The sequence below is a fragment of the Amycolatopsis sp. NPDC034160 genome (assembly GCF_055575355.1).
In genome coordinates, this window is sequence record NZ_JBVISU010000019.1 from 85,601 (window position 1) to 100,613 (window position 15,013).

Sequence of the window (15,013 nt, forward strand, 5' to 3'; positions counted from 1 at the left end):
GAAAGTGGGAGCGCTCCCAGAGGATGCGGAGAGTCTGTCGCCACGCTTTGGCCGTGTCAAGGGCTTGTAATAAGAGCGTTTCCATCAGGGGAGCGCTCTCAGCGTTTCGGCCGCCGGAGATTAAGCTGTCGGTGTCCGGGTGGTGCTGAAGAGTGAAGGTGACGCGGGTGGGTCCTCGACCAGGGGAAGACGAGCGGCCGACGTTGGAAGACGTCGCCGCGTCCGCCGGGGTCAGCCGGTCGACGGCGTCGCGCGCGCTCAACGACGACGGCTACGTCAGCGCGCGTTCCCGGGAGAAGGTGCAGGCCGCGGCCCGCGCGCTCGGCTATTCCCCGAACCAGGCAGCCCGGTCGCTGGTGACCAGGCGGACCGGCGCGGTCGCGGTCGTCCTGTCGGAACCGGAGGCGCGACTGCTCGACGACCCGTACCGCACCGCGGTCATGCGGGCCGGTTACCGCGAACTGGCCGACATCGGCTGCCAGATGGTCTTGATCTTCAGTGACACCCGCGAGGACCTCGACCGCACTGTGCGGTTCCTCGACGGCGGACACGTCGACGGCGTGCTGGTGTTCGCGCCGCACCGGACCGACCCGCTGCCCAAGGCATTGCGCCAGTTGCGGATCCCGGTGGTGTACGGCGGACAGGCCGCCGGGCTCAAACGCGGCGTCCACGTCGTCGACTTCGACAACGAGGGCGGCGCGAAACTGGCTGTCGCGCATCTGGTCGACGCCGGTCACCGGCGGATCGCCACGATCGCGGGACCGCAGGACCAGAGCGCGGCGATCGACCGCCTCTCCGGCTGGCGCAAGACCCTGCTCGACGCGGGACTCGATCCGGCCGACCTGGTCGAGGAGGCCGACTTCACCCTGACAGGTGGCGCGAAGGCGATGTCGAACCTGCTCGAGCGGCGCCCCGACCTCGACGCCGTCTTCGTGGCCAGCGACATGATGGCCCTCGGCGCGCTCCGGACCCTGCACGCGGCCGGACGGCGGATCCCCACCGACGTCGCCGTCGTCAGCTTCGACGACAACGCGACGCTGGCGCCGGAGATGGATCCGCCGCTGACCTCGGTGCACCAGGACCCGCGCGAGCAGGTCCACGCGATGGTCGAGACGCTGCTGGCGGTGATGGACGACCGGGATCTCAAACCCCGTCAGCAGGTCCTGCCGGTCTCCCTCACCCGCCGCGCCTCCAGCTGAACCGCCGAAGAGGCCTGGTCCAGAAAGTCGTGAGTGATTTGGGTCGTTCTAACGAACCGGCTCTTAGGTACCTACTTGTGGCCTGCGGTCTTGTCGAGCGAAGTACGTGATGGCCCCCTTCCTTGCGCCTAGCGCAAGGAAGGGGGCCATCACGCACTGGGGAAGGTGCCTTCACGCGCCGCCGCTGTGGCTGGTGGTGCTGCTGAGGCTCCTGAGGGCCTTCCGGGGGTGAAGGTAGAGTCCCTCAAGAGTCCTTCACGGACCGGCCGCTACCGAACTCGCCCACCGTAGGTACCTAAAACACGGTCGGCTCTAACGACTCAAATCACTCACGACACCGGGCGTATCGGCCGTGGCGCGACGCCTTCGAGGGTCGGCACGACCGGCAAGATCCGGCCGTCCCGGGTGAACCGCAGCCGGTCGATGACGGTCTCCCGGTGCATGCCGTCACCGCCGGGGATGGCGAAGCGGTGATAGGCGATGTACCAGTCGTCCGTTCCCGGTATCCGCAGCATCGAACTGTGCCCGGTGCCCTTGATCCCCAGCGAGGTGTCCTTGCTCAGGATCAGGCCGCGATCGGTGAACGGGCCGAGGGGGCCGCTCGCGGTGGCATACGCGACGCGGTAGTTCTCGCTGCGGGTGTCGTCGATGGACCAGCTCAGGTAGTAGGTGCCGTCGCGTTCGACCATGAACAGCCCCTCGCGGAAATCGTCGAGTCCGGTGATGTGCTGGATCCGGCCTTCGTCGAAGGAGACCATGTCGTCGTTCAGCGGCACGACGTACGCCTCGCCGTTGCCCCAGTACAGGTACGGTTTACCCGATCGGTCGAGGAAGACCGCAGGGTCGATCGCCTGACCGCCGCCCGGGTTCTTCGCGATGAGCGGCTTGCCGGTGTCGACGAAGGGGCCGGTCGGCGAATCACTGACGGCGACGCCGATCTTGGCCTCGGCGCAGAAGTAGAAGTAGTACTTGCCCTTCCGCTCGGCGATCGTCGGTGCCCAGGCGTTCTTGTCCGCCCAGCTCACGCCGGGTCCGAGGTCGAGTGCGACGCCGTGGTTCGTCCAGTCGACGAGGTTCTTCGAGGACCACACCGAGAACGTCGTGCCGCTCCAGCCGTCGAAGCCGTCGGTGGTGGGGTAGAGATAGTAGGTGTCGCCGAAGACGACGATGTTCGGATCCGCGTTCAAGCCGGGAAGCGTGGGGCCGCGCATTTCCCTGGCTTCGACGGTCCAGACCCGCGTCTGCCCGCCCGGCGCGACGACCGTGTACTTCTTCGGACGGCTGAGGTCGACCGGGCGGCCGTCACCCGGAGCGATCTTCGCCCCGGGCGCGAGAACGAAGCGCGGGCTGAGCCGGCGCAGGTCGGTGCCGGGCCGCACCGGCAGCACGACCTTGCCGCTGCCCGCGTCGACGATCGCCGGCACCTTCAGCGCGTCGAGTTCGACCGAGCGGATCAGCGTGCTGTTCGAGGGCAGCCCCGCGACCTCGGCCCCGGAAAGGGCCCGGTTGTAGAGGCGGACGTCCTTCATCCTGCCCTTGAACGTCTTGTCCGCCGAGTAGACCGAGCGGCCGAGGTAGTTTGCCGCGGTGACACCGCCGCCGAGGTCGGACGGTTTGATGGTGACCTTGTCGTTGCGCGCCACCTCGACGCCGTCGGAGTACAGTACGGCGCTGCCTCCGCCGACGGTGAGCGTGACGTTCTTCCACACTCCGCGCGGTAGTCCGCCGCTCGCCGCGGCCGCCTGTTCGGTGGTCCAGTTCCCGGTCGCTATCGCGCCCCGGAAGCCGCCGCCATCGGTCCCGCCGGTGGTGAAGAGGTATCCGTCCCCGGCGCCGGACGACCCGGTGTTGCCGAAACCGTAGAGGAAATAGGGAGCCTGCTGCTCCGGGGCGACGAAGACGTCGGCGGACACGGTGGCCGACGCCGCGCCGTTGAGCAGGTTGTTCGGCAACTGCACATGACCGGTCGTGCCGCCGAACTGCAGTGCGCCGTCCGCCCATTTGACGTCACCCGCGAGCGCGCCGTCGTAGCCGTGACCGGTGCTGTCGGCGGCGGTCGTGCCGGTCTTGCCGTTGAGCGGCCAGTGCGCGACGAGACCGTTCCGGTCGGCCTTCGCCGGCGCTGGAGGCGCGGTCAGCCTGTCGAGTTCGGCCTGGGTGACCGGGAGAACGGTGCCGTGCCGGGGCGACGACGGCAGCTTGGCACCCGCCGACATCGTCCACTTGCCGGACGCGAGATCCGTGGTTTCGAAGGGGACGTAGCCGCGGCCGCCGTACTCGTCGATGAACAGGTACCACTTGTTCTCGGTGTTCGACTTGAAGCCGGTCGGCCCCTCGCCGCGGTCCAGCCCCGGGTTCCCCTTGCCGATGCAATCGGCGACGAAGTCGTAGGACGGGTCGAGCAGATCGGTCGACTTCTCCGCGGTGATGTACTTGCTGCACGGCGAGGACGACGTCGGATTGCGTTCGTCCTTGGTGAACCGGTAGTACGTGCCCTTGTCCTGGATGACCGTGGAGTCGATGACCGAGTATCCCGGGTCGATCCACACCTTCGGCTGACTGAAGGTCACGAAGTCACGTGTCGTCGCGTAGAGCATCCGGTTGTAGCTGTCGCCGGTGTGCGCGGGGTCGTTCTCCGCGTAGAGCTTCGAGGCCCAGTAGACGACGTAGCTCCCGCGCTTGGCGTCCCAGAACGCCTCCGGCGCCCACGTGTTGCCCGCCGTCGGAGGGGAGACCTGGACGCTGCGCTGGCGGGACCAGGTCACCAGGTCGGTGGATTCCCACACCATGATCGAGCGGCTGCCGGTGCGCTGCGCGGCGTCCCAGCCGCGACCGCCGTGAATCTTGAGATCGGTGGCGAGGAGGTAGAACTTGTCACCGTCGGGGGAGCGGAGGATGAACGGGTCGCGGACGCCCAGTTCGCCGAGGCTCGACCTCAGTACCGGCTTGCCGTTGTTGAGTTCGGTCCAGTTCAGCGGGTCGTTGCCCTTGCTGGCGGCGGTGTAGATCTGCTCGCCGTCCGGAGTGCCTTCCCCGGTGAAGTAGAAGAAGCTGTAGCCCTTGAGCGGTTGCGGGGCCGGTTTCGGCGGCACTTTCGCGGTGAACCGCCGGGTCGCCGTGTCCCGTCCGCTGGCGACGGTCGCCGTGAGCGTGACCGTCGTGGTGCCCGCGTCCGGCCTGGCGACCTCGCCGGTCGGCGTGATCACCGCGGGATTCGAGGACTGCCAGCGGATCGTGGCGCCGCCCTGTCCGCTGCCGGGTAGGGTGAGGTTCCCGCGGACATCGTCGATGCCGGGAACCGTGAGCGTGTCCGCCACTTCCCGTGCCTTGGCGAGGTCGGTGGTGCCGCTCGAAGTCGCCGAGGCGGCCGAGGCCGTTCCGACGCTCGCGATCAGTAGGGCCACCGTCGCGAAGAGGACGCCGGAACGGCGTGGACGCGAGGAGATCATCGTGGAGGGCTCCCTCGGGCTTCCTTGACCGATGAAACTGTTAGCGTTAACAGTCTGTTCTGCATGCTGACGCTAGAACGGCGCTCCGTTTCGGTCAAGTGTGCGGCCCGCTCGATCGGCCTTCCCTTCCTTGTTGGATACGTGCCGGAGAACGGTTCGGTTCAATGAGATTTCTCTTTTCTTTTTCCGGTCGGTTCTCTGGACGAAGCCGTAGTGACGAGGTCGCGATACGCGCCGGTGAAGTCGGCGATCGCCGATTCATTGCCGCATTTATTTCCCTATTCACTCGACAATGGAGAGCGGTATGTCTCGAAGAGCAGGTGTCCATCGCGTTTCCCGGCGGATCTCGCTCCCTGCTCGGCGCGGTGACTCATCGCGTGAAGCCGGCGTGAGCGGAGGTGTGGCGTCGGTACAGGTGGTCGTGAGTGGCGATTCGGGTTCTAACCCGAATCGCCACCCCCGACCCACGCAGCGACCACGCCCCCCCTTCCACGCTCGAGGTTCGAGGTGGGGGTGTGGGCACGGGTGGTGGGAGGGGCGGGTTGGGTTCCAACCCAAAGCCACAACCCACGACCACCCCGGCACAGTGCGCTCAGTCAGGTGATCTTCAGGCCGCGGCGCGAACCGGAGCCGTCGAGTCCGGCGGCCCGGCTCGTGATCCGACTGTGACTGAAAGTCCTCTTGACCCTGTCCGTGTTATCGCTAACACTTGCGACACTCGTCACCCGGCGAGGGCTGCGATAGGAGACAGGCGATGGCACGCGACACCGTCGGCGAGGAGAGCAAGGTGCCCGCGGGCAAGCAAGCGAGCCTTACCGACGTCGCTGCGCTCGCGGGGGTTTCGCATATGACGGTCTCCCGGGTCATCAATGGCACCGGCCCGGTCCGCGCCGAGACCCGCGTCCGGGTCAACGCCGCGATCGAGCAACTGGACTATAGGCCGAACTCGGTCGCCCGCGCACTGGTCACCGGCCGCTCGGGCACGCTCGGCGTGGTCGCGTTGGAGGCCAACCTCTACGGTCCGGCGAGCACGTTGAGCGGAATCGAACACGCCGCCCGCGAAGCCGGCTACGCGACGACCATAACCAGCATCAGCCGTCCCGGTCGGTCATCCATCACCGACGCGGTGGAGCGGCTGCGGCGCCAGGCTGTCGAAGGCATCGTCGTCATCGCCCCGCACGTCACCGCCGGGCGCGCACTCGAAGCGGCGCCCAGTGACGTGCCGCTCGTCGCGGTCGGCGGCGGGAAGGACGCGCCGGTACCGGTCATCTCGGTCGACCAGTACGACGGCGCCCGCCGGGCGACCGAACATCTGCTCGGGCTGGGGCACGAGACCGTCTGGCATGTGGCCGGACCGGAAGACTGGCTGGAGGCACTCGACCGCGAGCGTGGCTGGCGGGAGACCCTGCAGCGGCACGGCGCGCGGATCCCGCCCGTCGTGCGGGGTGACTGGAGTGCGCGTTCCGGATACGCGGCGGGGCGATCCCTCGTCGGCGAAAAGGGACTGGACGCGGTGTTCGTGGCCAACGACCAGATGGCACTCGGCTTTCTCCGCGCCTGCACCGAAGCCGGGGTGAACGTGCCGGGCGAGGTGCGGATCGTCGGTTTCGACGACGTGCCGGAGGCGGCCTATTACACACCGCCGCTGACGACGGTGCGGCAGGACTTCGTCGAAGTCGGCAGGCGCACGTTCGACCTGCTCCGCCGCCGGATGAACGGCGGCGAAGAACGGGCGCGTGACCTGGTGTCCCCCGAATTGATCGTGCGGGAAAGCACCGGCATCTCGTAGTGCCGGTGGCGGTTCCCGCCCGTGGCTTCACCCTCAACTGTTAGCGCTAACTCAAATGATCAGTGCGGATCTAGGAGTCGATGTGGCAAGAAAACCGTGGACGGCGATCGTGGCAGGCGTGGCCGGGATGCTCGTGCTCACCGCTTGCGGCGGTGGCGGCGGTGGAACGGGTGACGGCGGCGCCATCACCCTCGGGTTCGCCCAGGTGGGCGCGGAAAGCGGCTGGCGGACCGCGAACACCAAGTCGATCCAGGACTCCGCGAAGGCGGCCGGGATCGAGCTGAAGTTCTCCGACGCGCAGCAGAAGCAGGAGAACCAGATCACCGCGATCCGGTCCTACATCCAGCAGAAGGTCAAGGTGATCGCCTTCTCACCGGTCGTCGAGTCGGGCTGGGACACCGTGCTGAAGGAGGCGAAGACGGCGAACATCCCGGTGATCCTGACCGACCGGGCCGTCGACTCCCAAGACAAGACGCTCTACAAGACCTTCCTCGGGTCGGACTTCGTCGCCGAGGGCAAGAAAGCGGGCGAGTGGCTGGCCAAGGAGTTCGGCTCGGCCGCCGGCGACGTGAACATCGTCGAGCTCCAGGGCACCACCGGCTCCGCGCCGGCGAACGACCGCAAGAAGGGCTTCGCCGACGTCATCGCGTCGAACCCCAAGTTCAAGGTCGTCGCGTCGCAGACCGGTGAGTTCACCCGCGCCAAGGGCAAGGAGGTCATGGAGGCCTTCCTGAAGTCCCAGCCCAAGATCGACGTGCTGTACGCGCACAACGACGACATGGCGCTCGGTGCCATCGAAGCGATCCAGGCCGCCGGGAAGGCGCCGGGCAAGGACATCAAGATCGTCTCGGTCGACGGCGTCCGTGACGCGCTGCAGGCACTGGCCGACGGCAAGATCAACCACGTCGTCGAATGCAACCCGCTGCTCGGCCCGCAGCTGATGGACCTGGTCAAGAAGGTCGCCGCCGGTGAGCAGGTGCCGCCGCGCATCGAGACCGCCGAGACCGAGTTCGACCAGGCGGCCGCCAAGGCCGCGCTGCCGCAGCGCCAGTACTGATCTCCCGCCCGCGTCCCCCCGAAACAAGGTCAGCGATGACAGAACCCCCTGCGATTCTGCGGATGAGCCACATCCGGAAGGAATTCCCCGGTGTGGTCGCCCTCGACGACGTCTCCTTCCGGATGTTCCCCGGTGAGGTGCACGCGCTGATGGGTGAGAACGGTGCCGGCAAGTCCACCCTGATCAAGGTGCTCACCGGCGTCTACGGGGTGGACGCGGGCACCATCGAACTCGCCGGGAATCCGGTCGCGTTCAGTGGTCCGGGGGAGGCGCAGCGATCCGGCGTCAGCACCGTGTACCAGGAAGTGAACCTCTGCCCAAACCTGTCGGTGGCGGAGAACATCTGCCTCGGCAAGGAGCCGCGGCGGCGCGGCCGCATCGACTGGCGCGAGATGCGCCGGCGGGCGGCCGCGCTGCTGGCCAGGCTGGACGTCGAAGTGGACGTGTCGGCGGAACTGGGCCGCTGTTCGATCGCGGTGCAGCAGCTGGTCGCGATCGCCAGGGCGCTCGACGTCGACGCCCGCGTCCTCATCCTCGACGAGCCGACGTCCAGTTTGGACGCCGGTGAGGTCGAGCAGCTGCTGAACGTGGTGCGGTCGCTGCGGGAGCAGGGGATGGCGATCCTGTTCGTCTCGCACTTCATCGAGCAGGTCTTCGCCGTCGCGGACCGGATGACGGTGCTGCGCAACGGAAAGCTCATCGGTGAGTACCGCACCGAGGAGATCAGCCCGGTCGACCTGGTCACCAGGATGATCGGCAAGGAACTCGCCGTTCTCGAAAACCTCGAGGACGCGGGCCACAGCCGCTCCGAGGTGGCGGGCGCTCCGGTGTTCCTCGAAGCGGACGGCGTCGGGCGCAAGGGCGGTGTAGCGCCGTTCTCGCTCGACATCCGCGAGGGCGAGGTCATCGGCCTCGCGGGTCTGCTCGGCTCCGGCCGCACCGAACTGGCCAGGCTGCTGTTCGGCGCCGATCACGCGGACAGCGGTTCGGTCCGGATCAACGGCGAACCGGTGTCGCTGAAGACCCCGCGTTCGGGGCTCGACCGGCGCATCGCGTTCTGTTCGGAGAACCGCAAGACCGAAGGCCTCGTCGAAGAACTCACGGTGCGCGAGAACATCGTGCTGGCGCTGCAGGCCTCCCGTGGCTGGGCGCGGCCGATCTCGCGGCGGAGGCAGGAAGAGATCGCCGAGCGCTACATCAAGGCGCTCGACATCCGTCCCGCCAACGCCGAGGCGAAGGTCGGCGACCTCAGCGGCGGTAACCAGCAGAAGGTGCTGCTCGCACGGTGGCTCATCACCGAACCGCGGCTGCTGATCCTCGACGAGCCGACGCGCGGCATCGACATCGGTGCCAAGACGGAGATCCAGCGGCTCGTCACGCAGCTTTCGGGGGAGGGCATGGCCGTGGTGTTCATCTCGGCCGAACTCGAAGAAGTGCTCCGGCTCAGCCACCGCGTCGCCGTGTTGCGCGACCGGGCGGTGGTCGCGGTGCTGGACAACGAATCCCTGACCGCCGAACGGGTCATGGCGACAATGGCGGAAGGAGTCGGCCGATGAAGGCACTGACCGGGCATCGGTTGTTCTGGCCCGTGGTCGCGCTGCTGGCGTTGCTGCTGGGCGACCTCATCGCGCAGCCGTCGTTCTTCGCCCTCGAACTGCGCGACGGGCATCTCTACGGAAACCTGATCGACATCTTGAAGAACGGCGCACCGCTGATCCTCATCGCGATCGGCATGACCCTGGTGGTGGCGACCCGGGGGATCGACCTCTCCGTCGGCGCCGTCGTCGCGATCAGCGGCGCGCTCGCCTGCCTGCACATCAGCGGTCTGGGCGATCAGAACAGTCTGGGCGGCACTCTCGCCGCGGTCGGGATGGCGCTCGGACTGGCCGTCGCGCTCGGCGCGTGGAACGGCTGGCTGGTGGCGGTGCTGGGGATCCAGCCGATCATCGCGACGCTGATCCTCATGGTCGCCGGGCGCGGGATCGCGCAGCTGATCACCGGCGGCCAGATCATCACCGTCAACGCCCGGCCGTACGAGTGGATCGGCAGCGGGTTCGTCTTCGGCCTGCCGAGCGCGATCCTCCTCGCGCTGGCGGTGTTCGCCATCGCCGCGGTGCTGGTGCGGCGGTCCGCGCTGGGGCTGCTGGTCGAGTCCGTCGGCGGAAACCCGGAGGCCGGCAGGCTCGCCGGCCTGCGGTCGGCCCGGCTGATCTGGCTCACCTACGTCTTCTGCGCCCTCTGCGCCGGGATCGCCGGGCTGATGATCAGCGCGAACGTGCACAGCGCCGACGGCAACAACGCCGGGCAGTTCATCGAGCTCGACGCGATCCTCGCCATCGTCATCGGCGGTACACAGCTGACCGGCGGCCGGTTCTCGCTCACCGGATCGGTGATCGGCGCGCTGCTCATCCAGACGCTGACCACCACGGTCTACGCGCTCGGCATCGCGCCGCAGGCGATCATGCTGTTCAAGGCGCTGGTCGTGCTGGTGGTCTGCCTGCTGCAGTCGCCGGTGTTCCGCAGGAAGTTCGGCAGGCGGCGGAAAACGCCGCCACCGTCACCCATCGTCGCGCCGGAGAAGGTGGAGGCCGGGGTATGACCACCATGCTGACCCGTGTCAAGGGTTACCGGCCCCAGCGGCGGCACCTCCCGATCCTGGCGACGATGGCGATGCTCATCGGCGCGTACGTCTACGGCGCCTCCAGCTACACGGCGTTCGGATCCGGCCAGGTCGTGCTCGACCTGTTCATCAACAACGCTTTCCTGCTGGTGGTCGCGGTCGGGATGACGTTCGTGATCCTCACCGGCGGGATCGACCTGTCCGTCGGTTCGGTGGTCGCACTGTCCACAGTGGTCTCCGCCGACCTGCTGCAGAACCAGTCCTGGCCGGTGTACGCGGTGATCCCGGCGGTACTGGTGATCGGCGCGGCGCTCGGTTTCGGGATGGGCGTGCTGGTCCACGTCTTCGAGATCCAGCCGTTCATCGCGACCTTGATCGGGATGTTCTTCGCCAGGGGGCTCTGCTACACGATCAGCACCCAGGCGTATTCGATCGACGATCCCACGGTCGCGAGCCTGGCGCAGACGCAGATCCCGCTCGGTCCGGAACTGCACATCTCGATCGGCGTGGTCGTCGCACTCGTGGTGGTCGCCGTCGCGGCGTACGTCCTCTATGGAACGCGGTTCGGCCGGACGGTGTACGCCATCGGCGGCAACCCGAAGTCCGCGCTGCTGATGGGCCTGAACGTGGGCCGCACGAGGATCGCGGTGTACACGCTCAGCGGGTTCTGCTCGGCGCTCGGCGGGCTGCTGCTGGTGCTGTACAAGTCCTCCGGTGACCCGCTGAACGGGGTGGGGCTGGAGCTGACCGCGATCGCGGCGGTCGTCATCGGCGGCACGCTGCTCACCGGTGGCTCCGGCTACGTCCTCGGCACGGTGCTCGGGATCATGGTGCTGGGCATCATCCAGACGCTGATCACCTTCGACGGCACGCTCAACTCCTGGTGGACTTCGATCATCACGGGAGCGCTGCTGTTCGCCTTCATCGTCCTGCAACGGCTCGCCGGGAGGCGGGCGACATAAAGCCGCGCCACCGCTCTCCGCGGTGGCCAACGATCAAGAATGTGAACGCTAACATTGCGGGAGAAGAAGTGAGTACAGGGGAACCGCTGGTCGTCGGCGTCGACTTCGGGACGCTGTCCGGCCGGGCCGTGGTGGTCCGGGTCCGTGACGGCGCGGAACTGGGCAGCGCGGTTTCGGAGTACCGCCACGGCGTGATCGACCGGATCCTGCCGGAGACCGGCCAGGGCCTGCCGCCGGACTGGGCGTTGCAGGTGCCGTCGGATTACGTCGACGTCCTCCGCACCGCCGTGCCGGAGGCCGTCCGGGCCGCCGGAGTGGATCCGGCCGACGTCATCGGCATCGGGACCGACTTCACCGCGTGCACCATGGTGCCGACCACGGCCGACGGCACACCGCTGTGCGAACTGCCGGACTTCGCCGGCGAACCGCACGCCTACGTGAAGCTGTGGCGGCACCATTCCGCGCAGCCGCAGGCGGACCGGATCAACGCGCTGGCCCGCGAGCGCGGCGAGTCCTGGCTGCCGCGCTACGGCGGGCTGATCTCCTCGGAGTGGGAGTTCGCCAAGGCCCTGGAAATCTTCGAAGAGGCGCCCGAGGTCTACGCCCGGATGCGGCACTGGGTAGAACTGGCCGACTGGATCGTCTGGCAGCTCACCGGTACTTACGTGCGCAACGCCTGCACTGCCGGGTACAAGGGGATCCTCCAGGACGGCCGGTACCCGGGCGTCGGCTTCCTCGAAGCGCTGGCACCGGGCTTCGGGTCCTTTGTGGACGAAAAGCTCGCTCATCCGCTGGGTTCGCTGGGCGACAAGGCCGGCACGCTCAGCGCGCAGGCCGCCGAGTGGACCGGGTTGCGCGAAGGGATCGCGGTCGCCGTCGGGAACGTGGACGCGCACGTCACCGCACCCGCCGTCCAAGCGGTCGGGCCGGGGCAGATGGTCGCGATCATGGGCACGTCGACGTGTCACGTGATGAACGGCGCCGAACTGCGCGAGGTGCCGGGCATGTGCGGCGTCGTCGAAGGCGGGATCATCTCCGGGCAGTGGGGCTACGAGGCGGGCCAGAGCGGGGTCGGCGACATCTTCGGCTGGTTCGTCGAACACGGTGTCCCGGCGTCCTATGTGTACGACGCGCAGGAAGCGGGCGTCTCCGTACACGAGCTGCTCACCCGGCTCGCCGCGACGCAGGAGATCGGTGAGCACGGCCTCGTCGCCCTGGACTGGCACAGCGGGAACCGCTCGGTGCTGGTCGATCACGAACTCTCCGGCGTGATCGTCGGGCAGACACTGGCGACTCGCGCCGAAGACACCTACCGGGCACTTCTGGAAGCCACCGCGTTCGGCACCAGGACCATCATCGAGACCTTCGAACGCGCGGGTGTCCCCGTCACGGAACTGATCGTGGCCGGCGGCCTGGTCAAGAACCCGCTGCTGATGCAGATCTACGCCGACGTCACGAACCTGCCGCTCTCGGTGGCGGGGTCCGCGCAGAGTCCCGCGCTGGGCTCGGCGATCCACGCCGCCGTCGCCGCGGGTGCGCATCCGGACGTCCCCGCCGCGGCGGCCGAGATGGGTTCGGTCCGCCGCGCCGTCTACCGGCCGATCGCCGAGAACGTCAAGGCCTACGACGACCTCTACACCGAGTACGCCGCGCTGCACGACTACTTCGGCCGCGGCACCAACGACGTCATGCACCGCCTCGCCGCCCGCCGTCGCGCGATCGCGTCCGCCCGGAAAGGACCGCAACGATGAGCCTGGCCGCCGAGATCACGGACACCTTCGAGGAACTGCGCGGCACCGTCGCCCGGCTGCACAGCGAACTGACCAGGTACGAACTGGTCATCTGGACGGCGGGCAACGTGTCGGCGCGAGTCCCCGGCCACGACCTGATGGTGATCAAGCCGTCCGGTGTCTCCTACGACACGCTGAGCGCCGAGACGATGGTCGTCACCGACCTGTACGGCGAGGTCGTCCACGGTGACCTCGCGCCGTCGTCGGACACCGCCGCGCACGCCTACGTCTACCGGCACATGCCGGAGGTCGGCGGCGTCGTCCACACGCATTCGACCTACGCCACCGCCTGGGCGGCGCGCGGGGAGCCGATCCCGTGTGTGCTCACGATGATCGCCGACGAGTTCGGCGGAGAGATCCCGGTCGGGCCGTTCGCGCTGATCGGGGACGACTCGATCGGCCGGGGGATCGTCGAGACGCTCCGGTCCAGCCGGTCGCCCGCGGTCCTGATGCGCAACCACGGACCGTTCACCGTCGGCCGGACCGCCAAGGACGCGGTCAAGGCCGCGGTGATGGTCGAAGACGTCGCCAGGACCGTCCACATCGCCTCCGCGCTCGGGAAACCGGAGCCACTGTCCGAAGAGGACATCGACCGGCTCTACGCGCGCTACCAGAACGTCTACGGCCAGCAGGGAGAGAAGTGAGCACACAGCGGAAGACCGAGGTCTGGTTCCTCACCGGGAGCCAGGCGCTCTACGGCGAAGAGACCCTGGAGCAGGTCGCGGGCCAGTCGTTGCAGATCCAGCGGATGCTGGCCGACGCCGGCCGGATCTCGGCCGAGATCGTCGCGAAGCCGGTGCTCACCGAGCCGTCGGCGATCCGGCGGGTGATGCTCGACGCGAACGCGGACGACGCCTGTGTCGGCGTGATCGCCTGGATGCACACGTTCTCGCCGGCCAAGATGTGGATCACCGGGCTGGACGCGCTGCGGAAGCCGTTGCTGCATCTGCACACCCAGCTCAACGAGGCGCTGCCGTGGCAGTCCATCGACATGGACTTCATGAACCTGAACCAGGCCGCGCACGGCGACCGTGAGTTCGGCTACATCCAGACCCGCCTCGGCGTGCCGCGCAAGACCATCGCGGGGCACGCGGCGGATCCGGCGGTGGTGAAGCGGATCGACGCGTGGGTCCGGGCGGCCATCGGACGCCAGACCCTCGGCTCGCTCAAGCTCGCGCGCTTCGGTGACAACATGCGCGACGTCGCGGTTACCGACGGGGACAAGGTCGAGGCGGAACTCAAGCTCGGCGTTTCCGTGAACACCTACGGCGTCAACGAACTCGTCGCCCTGGTCGACGCGGTGCCGGACGCCGAGGTCGACAAGCTGGTGGAGGAGTACGCCGACTCGTACGCGCTCGTGCCGGAGCTGGCGAAGGGCGCGGAGCGGCACGAATCCCTGCGCTACGCGGCCCGCATCGAACACGGCTTGCGTACTTTCCTCACCAACGGTGGTTTCGGCGCGTTCACCACGAACTTCGAGGACCTCGGCGGGCTGCGCCAGCTCCCCGGCCTCGCCGTGCAGCGCCTCATGGCCGACGGGTACGGCTTCGGCGGCGAGGGCGACTGGAAGACGTCCGCGCTGCTGACCGCCGTGAAGGCGATGGGCCGCGATTCCGCGCTCGGAACGTCCTTCATGGAGGACTACACCTACCACTTCGGCCCTGGCGAACCGAAGATCCTCGGCGCGCACATGCTCGAGGTCTGCCCGAGCATCGCCGCCGCCCGTCCGTCGTGCGAGATCCACCCGCTCGGCATCGGCGGCCGCGAAGACCCGGTCCGGCTGGTGTTCGACGCCGCTCCCGGTGACGCCGTGGTGATCGGCATGGCCGACCTCGGCGACCGGTTCCGCCTGGTGGCCAACGAGGTCGAGGTCGTCGCACCGGACGAACCGCTGCCGAACCTGCCGGTCGCTCGCGCGGTGTGGAAGCCGGCGCCGTCGCTCGCGACGTCCGCGGAGGCCTGGATCACCGCGGGCGGGCCGCACCACACGGTGCTCACCCAGGCGGTCGGCGCGGAATCGATCCGCGATCTGGCCACCATGCTCGACGTCGAACTGCTGGTCATCGATCGGACGACGACACCGGAGTCGATCGCGGACCGGATGCGCTGGAACCAGGCGTACTACCGGCTCGCACAAGGTTTCTGAA

At 68.1% G+C, this 15,013-nt stretch carries 10 protein-coding genes; 9 read left to right on the top strand and 1 reads right to left on the bottom strand.

Annotation, left to right across the window (positions count from 1 at the left end):
- Window positions 1-152 precede the first annotated feature (152 nt).
- Window positions 153-1,199: a LacI family DNA-binding transcriptional regulator gene (locus ACZ54P_RS30755; protein ID WP_465465087.1), complete on the top strand. Its 1,047-nt coding sequence runs from the start codon at window positions 153-155 to the stop codon at window positions 1,197-1,199.
- A 329-nt stretch (window positions 1,200-1,528) separates the two neighbouring features.
- Here the strand turns inward: ACZ54P_RS30755 and ACZ54P_RS30760 are convergent, their stop codons facing one another.
- A complete protein-coding gene (locus tag ACZ54P_RS30760; RefSeq protein WP_465465088.1) occupies window positions 1,529-4,648 on the bottom strand; it encodes a family 43 glycosylhydrolase in 3,120 nt (1,039 codons plus the stop codon).
- Window positions 4,649-5,402: 754 nt separating this feature from the next.
- On the opposite strand from ACZ54P_RS30760, the gene ACZ54P_RS30765 reads away from it, so the two are divergent.
- The 8 genes from ACZ54P_RS30765 to araA all read left to right on the top strand — a co-directional run bounded on the left by ACZ54P_RS30765 (window position 5,403) and on the right by araA (window position 15,012).
- Window positions 5,403-6,437: a LacI family DNA-binding transcriptional regulator gene (locus ACZ54P_RS30765; RefSeq protein ID WP_465465089.1), complete on the top strand. Its 1,035-nt coding sequence runs from the start codon at window positions 5,403-5,405 to the stop codon at window positions 6,435-6,437.
- Window positions 6,438-6,492: 55 nt separating this feature from the next.
- Window positions 6,493-7,494, top strand: coding sequence for an ABC transporter substrate-binding protein (locus ACZ54P_RS30770; RefSeq protein ID WP_465465090.1), 1,002 nt, complete (start codon window positions 6,493-6,495; stop codon window positions 7,492-7,494).
- Window positions 7,495-7,529: 35 nt separating this feature from the next.
- On the top strand, window positions 7,530-9,050 hold the full coding sequence (locus ACZ54P_RS30775; protein WP_465465091.1) for a sugar ABC transporter ATP-binding protein: 1,521 nt from the start codon (window positions 7,530-7,532) through the stop codon (window positions 9,048-9,050).
- Complete coding sequence (locus tag ACZ54P_RS30780) at window positions 9,047-10,093, top strand: ABC transporter permease (RefSeq protein ID WP_465465092.1); 1,047 nt, start codon at window positions 9,047-9,049, stop codon at window positions 10,091-10,093. The genes ACZ54P_RS30775 and ACZ54P_RS30780 overlap by 4 nt, the downstream gene beginning before the upstream one ends.
- Complete coding sequence (gene yjfF, locus ACZ54P_RS30785; RefSeq protein WP_465465093.1) at window positions 10,090-11,076, top strand: galactofuranose ABC transporter, permease protein YjfF; 987 nt, start codon at window positions 10,090-10,092, stop codon at window positions 11,074-11,076. Before ACZ54P_RS30780 ends, yjfF begins: the two co-directional genes overlap by 4 nt.
- 68 nt (window positions 11,077-11,144) lie before the next feature.
- Window positions 11,145-12,827, top strand: a complete 1,683-nt coding sequence (araB, locus tag ACZ54P_RS30790) for a ribulokinase (RefSeq protein ID WP_465465094.1) — start codon at window positions 11,145-11,147, stop codon at window positions 12,825-12,827.
- The gene (locus ACZ54P_RS30795; protein WP_465465095.1) at window positions 12,824-13,510 is read left to right on the top strand and encodes an L-ribulose-5-phosphate 4-epimerase; all 687 of its coding nucleotides are present in this window, start codon (window positions 12,824-12,826) and stop codon (window positions 13,508-13,510) included. The genes araB and ACZ54P_RS30795 overlap by 4 nt, the downstream gene beginning before the upstream one ends.
- On the top strand, window positions 13,507-15,012 hold the full coding sequence (gene araA / locus ACZ54P_RS30800; RefSeq protein WP_465465096.1) for an L-arabinose isomerase: 1,506 nt from the start codon (window positions 13,507-13,509) through the stop codon (window positions 15,010-15,012). Before ACZ54P_RS30795 ends, araA begins: the two co-directional genes overlap by 4 nt.
- The last annotated feature ends 1 nt before the right edge of the window (window position 15,013 follow it).

Excerpts from the sequence above, each read along its gene's own strand:
- yjfF (WP_465465093.1), top strand. The coding sequence starts at position 10,090 with ATGACCACCATGCTGACCCGTGTCAAGGGTTACCGGCCCCAGCGGCGG.
- ACZ54P_RS30775 (WP_465465091.1), top strand. The coding sequence starts at position 7,530 with ATGACAGAACCCCCTGCGATTCTGCGGATGAGCCACATCCGGAAGGAA.
- ACZ54P_RS30765 (WP_465465089.1), top strand. The coding sequence starts at position 5,403 with ATGGCACGCGACACCGTCGGCGAGGAGAGCAAGGTGCCCGCGGGCAAG.
- ACZ54P_RS30760 (WP_465465088.1), bottom strand. The coding sequence starts at position 4,648 with ATGATCTCCTCGCGTCCACGCCGTTCCGGCGTCCTCTTCGCGACGGTG.
- ACZ54P_RS30795 (WP_465465095.1), top strand. The coding sequence starts at position 12,824 with ATGAGCCTGGCCGCCGAGATCACGGACACCTTCGAGGAACTGCGCGGC.
- ACZ54P_RS30780 (WP_465465092.1), top strand. The coding sequence starts at position 9,047 with ATGAAGGCACTGACCGGGCATCGGTTGTTCTGGCCCGTGGTCGCGCTG.
- ACZ54P_RS30770 (WP_465465090.1), top strand. The coding sequence starts at position 6,493 with ATGATCAGTGCGGATCTAGGAGTCGATGTGGCAAGAAAACCGTGGACG.